6 protein-coding genes are annotated in these 4,847 nt (G+C 61.7%); 5 read left to right on the forward strand and 1 reads right to left on the reverse strand.

What is annotated here, in order from left to right:
• Nucleotides 1-87: 87 nt before the first annotated feature.
• On the reverse strand, nt 88-417 hold the full coding sequence (locus U1708_RS20430; protein ID WP_332748120.1) for a DUF3800 domain-containing protein: 330 nt from the start codon (nt 415-417) through the stop codon (nt 88-90).
• 104 nt (nt 418-521) lie between these two features.
• Between U1708_RS20430 and U1708_RS20435 the strand changes: the two genes are divergently transcribed.
• The 5 genes from U1708_RS20435 (at nt 522) to U1708_RS20455 (ending at nt 4,692) form a co-directional block, all read left to right on the forward strand.
• A complete protein-coding gene (locus U1708_RS20435; RefSeq protein WP_332748122.1) occupies nt 522-1,148 on the forward strand; it encodes a DUF2026 family protein in 627 nt (208 codons plus the stop codon).
• A gap of 52 nt (nt 1,149-1,200) precedes the next feature.
• On the forward strand, nt 1,201-1,845 hold the full coding sequence (locus U1708_RS20440; RefSeq protein ID WP_332748123.1) for an abortive infection system antitoxin AbiGi family protein: 645 nt from the start codon (nt 1,201-1,203) through the stop codon (nt 1,843-1,845).
• 223 nt (nt 1,846-2,068) lie between these two features.
• Nucleotides 2,069-3,055, forward strand: coding sequence for a CBASS cGAMP-activated phospholipase (locus tag U1708_RS20445; protein ID WP_332748124.1), 987 nt, complete (start codon nt 2,069-2,071; stop codon nt 3,053-3,055).
• A gap of 8 nt (nt 3,056-3,063) precedes the next feature.
• Nucleotides 3,064-4,467 carry a CBASS cGAMP synthase gene (locus U1708_RS20450; RefSeq protein WP_332748126.1) on the forward strand — a complete coding sequence of 468 codons (1,404 nt, stop codon included), beginning with the start codon at nt 3,064-3,066 and terminating at the stop codon, nt 4,465-4,467.
• A 72-nt stretch (nt 4,468-4,539) separates the two neighbouring features.
• On the forward strand, nt 4,540-4,692 hold the full coding sequence (locus tag U1708_RS20455) for a hypothetical protein (RefSeq protein ID WP_332748128.1): 153 nt from the start codon (nt 4,540-4,542) through the stop codon (nt 4,690-4,692).
• Nucleotides 4,693-4,847: the final 155 nt, after the last annotated feature.

Raw genomic sequence — 4,847 nt, forward strand, 5'->3', positions numbered from 1 at the left:
CTCGCCCAACGCCGTATCGCGCCCGCCCACATCATCGCATGGTCGTTATGGCGACGAGCGCATCAAGCGGCCGCCCGCCACGCACATTTAAAGACCAGAATGCAACTGTAATGCTAGAAGGTACTCGAACATCTTCACGATCAGCGAGAAGCGCTTGTCGATCACATAGAAGAGGAGCCGGTCGGCGAGCGCCGGGATTTCGGCGGCGAGCGTGCGCAGACCGGCACGGTGGGTGTCCCTCTTCCAGATGTTGCCGAACTTGTACTCCGCGCCTTGATACCGCGGGAAGCAGCGCCGAAGTATCTCGGCCGCCTCGTCGTCGCCGATCAGCGACGAGGCGATGATGAAGTAAGGCTGCTCGGGATTGTAGAGGTCGTCCCCGGTATATCCCGATTCATCGATGTGGATCGTCGTCATGGCGTCAATGTATGGTCTGATCCGGACCGATGTAACCGTTGCTTTTGGAATGCGCGCGCTATCATATCGGGGCGGTAGACCGACCGATCCGCATAGCGAGCGACATGAGCAACTTCCTTTTCCCGATGTCCGAATTCAACCGCATCCATCAGGTCATCCACGGCACCATTAAGGCCGAGGGAAACCCGGGGAAGGCGTGCACGCTCTTCGCCTGCATCGGCGCTCTGATCCTGAACAAGCACTACGGGATCAAAGCCAGCGCGGTGGCTGGGGGCTTCGGGCTGTGCGTCGAGCCTGAGAAGAACATGCTCTTCGGCCGTGACGGCGGCGGAAGGGTCGAGTTCGATGAGGACGGTTTTCACATGTGGGTGCAAACCAAGACCCACGCCGTCGACTTCATGTCGCCCTTGTACGACGAGGCGTACCAGGACGTGCAGCAGGAGGTTACGATCCCGCGCCGGATGTTCCAGAAGCGGCTGGACCGGGAGGCCGAACGGCTGGACGGGCTGGAAAAGGCCGGCGATTTCTTTCTGATGCCGGACCCGGAACTAACCGCGAGGCTGATAGACAGCATCCTTCAGCGGCCGGTGAACACGGACATCATCCAGATCGCCGACCAGTGGTTCGGGTCGCGACGCGGCCGGCAGAGACCGTCGATGACGATCGGAAGTAACGACGGGATCGTGCGTGAGCTGCGGCTGCCGAACACGCTGGCCCGTGGAACCTGGTAATGGACATGCGTGAGTTCCCTACTTCCCGCGCCCGTACGGCAGGTGCGGAGGTATGCTGATCGGCAGCATCGATCCGACGTGGACGGACATGTCGAAGTTCGTGGTGCACTTTGCGAAGGCTGGGCCGTCGAGGACGGCGTACGACAACGCGATCTCGATCCTTCACCAGCGCCGCATCGTCGCTGCAAACACTTTTGGTGCCGGTCGCAAGATGCTCCCGGCTCGTAGGTCGGTGTGCTTCAGCGAGGTGCCGCTCCACCACCTGAAGCGGCTGGCTGACGTCCGGGGACCGCACGGTATCGGCTTCCGAAAGGAGTTCGTCGTGGACCGCGGTGGCGGGCCGATCCTCTACGCCTACAAGGACACGCCGCATGCGCAGGCCGTCAACGCCATGGTGCAAGCGGCGGCCCACGATGCGAATTTGCCGGTCTGGCAGGTCGCGCCCTTCGTTGACCTTCCCGGTACTTATGGTTCGTCGACATACCTGTATGAATGGGAGAGGGAGTGGCGGCACGTCGGCGATCTCGACTTCTTGGAGACGGACCCGGCGTTCCTGATAATACCGGAGAGCCATCACGAGGCCGCGCGCGACTTCTTCGATGCGGCGAAGGCGGACACCACGGGCCCGAGCTACGAATGCCCATTCATCGATCCGTATTGGGGCGAGGCACAGGTTGCGGCGGCCCTTCATTCCTAATTTCAGGGGGAGGCAAGCCGTCTAGGAGCGCGCCGTGCGCAGCGGCCCCTACTTCTTCGAGAAGTCGATCTGCAGCTTCTCCCGGTACACCCCGATGCGTTTGCTCGCCCGGTCGACGACGTCCTCATACAGCAGGGTCTCGGCGTACAGCTCGCCCAGCATACCGGAAGCACCTGTTGAACATCTCCGTGTTCCATCTATGTTCGGTGACAAGGGGGAGTTCATGGCATTCCAGATCTTGTCATTGTCGGGCGGCGGCTTCCTCGGTCTGTACACGGCTACGGTTTTGGCTGAGCTCGAGGAGCGTTCTGGCAGACGGCTGAACGAGTGCTTCGACATGTTCGCGGGCACGTCGATCGGCGGCATCGTCGCGCTTGGCCTGGCGGCGGGATGCTCGGCGTCGGAGATCCGCGATGCGTTCGTGGAGCACGGCCAGCACATCTTCCCGAAACAGCCGCCTCGGTCGAAGGCCGCGTGGTTTGGGCGAATGGTCCGGAACCTGCCTGCGCCGCTCTATGCGCCCGCCCCATTGAGGAAGACGGTCGAGCAGATCGTCGGAAGGGACACCTTGGTCTCGGAGCTGGTCCGGCCCGTCGTAGTTCCTGCCGTCAGCCTCACGAAAGGCGGGCCGAAGGTATTCAAGACCGGCCACCATCAGAACTTCAAGCTCGATTGGCGCCTGCGGGTGGCAGATGTGGCGATGGCCACGTCTGCGGCGCCCACCTATTTCCCGGCCCACCGGATCGGCGACGACCTGTATGCCGATGGCGGCATGTTCGCGAACTCGCCCGACATGATCGCGCTGCACGAGGCCCAGCAGTTCCTCGGTGTGAAACTCGACGACATCCACGTTCTGAGCGTCGGTACAACCACCACGGACTTCGCCATGTCGGCCGCGCTGGACCCGAACCTCGGCGGGTTGGGATGGATGCGCAATCAGCGCCTGACCGACGTGATGATCGGATCGCAGCAGGCGCTGACCAACGACATGATGAGGCATGTGCTCGGCGAACGTTATCTGCGCATTGACCGCCGACAGGCCGACGAGCAGAGGGCCGTTCTGGCTCTGGATGTCGCCACACCAGCGGCGATTACAAATCTCCTATCGCTCGCGCGCTCCTCGTTTGCAGACGTGTCAGCCGATCCGCGTCTGACGGCGCTTCTGCGGCACGATGCCGTGCCGTTCACCTTCATAAACGCCAAGATCTGAGGAACTGGATGTCCTTCGCCGCACGCCTTTTCAACTCGAAGTCGGACCAGACCCTCTACTCGCGCATCACGCCGTCCAAGGAGCAGTTCGCCATCCAGCAGGCGAGGTGGAACGACCTGCGGGACTTCCTGAAGTCCCGGCTGAAAGAGGATACCGAATATCCGACGAGTTCCTGGCTGCAAGGATCGTATAAGTTCGACACGCAGATCAGGCCTTGGAACACCGAAGCCCAGTTCGACATCGACCTCGGTCTGTACTTCGAGTGGTCAGGCGACGACGAGGGTGGCGAGTACGATCCCGAGGGATTCAAGCAGTTCGTCCAGAATGCGCTGCTCGACTATGCGGACGACGAGGACAATGACGCCACGGGTGTCGACGAGCCGAAGGAGCGGTGCTGCCGGATCTCGTTCAATCCCGACTTCCACATCGACGTGCCCTGCTACCACCTCGACCGCGGTGAAGACCGGCGTGCGCTGGCGACGGAGACGAAGGGCTGGGAGGAGAGCGACCCCAAGGCCATCTACAAATGGTTCAAGGAGCTGTTCGAGGATGCGGCCGATCGCGGTCTGCTGCGCCCCCTGGTCTGCTACATGAAGATGTGGGCTGCCCTGAAGATGGAGGAGGGGAAGCGCCCGTCATCCATCACGCTTACGGTACTGGTTGGCGACGCCCTAACCGGCCTAGACCGTTCGGAGGCGGTCGACGACGACGACGTGCTGCAGCGGATCATCACCGCTGTCGCGGATAGGGTGTATGACGACGCGCGCGTGTTCAACCCCGTGGACACCGGCGAGGATCTGAACCGGCTTGATCAAGAGGCCACCGACGGCTTCAGGACGCTCCTGCGGGATTTCGAGGACACTGCACGGCGGGCGAACGCCGCAACGACAGAGGCGAACGCCGCCGAGATCTGGACGGAGGCTTTCGAGCACTTTTTTCCAATGCCCGAGGACCTCGAAGGCGAAGCGGACGGCGACGAGGCGCGTGTCTCCTTGGCGAAGGGCACCGCTCTGATGGTGTACGCCTTCGATCCGCAGATCCGCGTGCGGGCGGTTTCGAAGGACAATGCCAGCTACGTGAAGGAGGGCGTGAACTCGCTTCCAACGATCGTGAAGAACTGCTCGATCAGCTTCGAGCTGGTAAACGCCGACGCGCTCCCGAACGGATCGGCCGTGAGGTGGACGGTGCGTAACCGCGGACACGAGGCTTGGAACAAGAATGACATCGGCCACTATTCGGGTGATGCCTTCGCCGCCGCCGAACATTCGGCGTACAACGGCAATCACGCGATGGATCTGACCGTCTACCAGTACGGACGCATAATTGGCCGGCGTAGGATCGAGATAAAGGTCCGGGGCCAGGCGATGCCGCCTAGAAACCTGCCGAACAAGCGCACCTTCGGGCGTCGGTGAGCGATGTCAGGCCGGGGATCGGCTGACCGTTCCAGCGTCACGGTATCGCTGCACATACTGGAAGGAGCCGGTATGATCCGGTCCAAGCGGGGACGGGTTCTCATTCTGGATCGCGAGAAACTAGAAGAGTTAGCGGGCGACGGTTACGGGCAACCCGAAGCCGAGTACCGGAAGCTGATCGCGCCCTTCGGCAAGGAAGGGCTGAGGGTCTTAGAAAATTCTTGATTCCGGAAAGGGTACATTACCTGCGGTGTCACAACCGAAACGAGACTGTTGAAAAACGGCTGGTTGCGACAGTGACGAAGACGTGATTCACTCCTGGAAAGGCGTCAGGGGTTTACGAGCATGATGGGTCGACAGGTGACGCAAGGCGCGCTGTT

This window comes from Sphingomonas arabinosi (genome assembly GCF_036663715.1).
Lineage (GTDB): Bacteria > Pseudomonadota > Alphaproteobacteria > Sphingomonadales > Sphingomonadaceae > Sphingomonas.

Coding starts and splice junctions, on each gene's coding strand:
- U1708_RS20430 (WP_332748120.1), bottom strand. CDS start 417: ATGACGACGATCCACATCGATGAATCGGGATATACCGGGGACGACCTC.
- U1708_RS20435 (WP_332748122.1), top strand. CDS start 522: ATGAGCAACTTCCTTTTCCCGATGTCCGAATTCAACCGCATCCATCAG.
- U1708_RS20440 (WP_332748123.1), top strand. CDS start 1,201: ATGCTGATCGGCAGCATCGATCCGACGTGGACGGACATGTCGAAGTTC.
- U1708_RS20445 (WP_332748124.1), top strand. CDS start 2,069: ATGGCATTCCAGATCTTGTCATTGTCGGGCGGCGGCTTCCTCGGTCTG.
- U1708_RS20450 (WP_332748126.1), top strand. CDS start 3,064: ATGTCCTTCGCCGCACGCCTTTTCAACTCGAAGTCGGACCAGACCCTC.
- U1708_RS20455 (WP_332748128.1), top strand. CDS start 4,540: ATGATCCGGTCCAAGCGGGGACGGGTTCTCATTCTGGATCGCGAGAAA.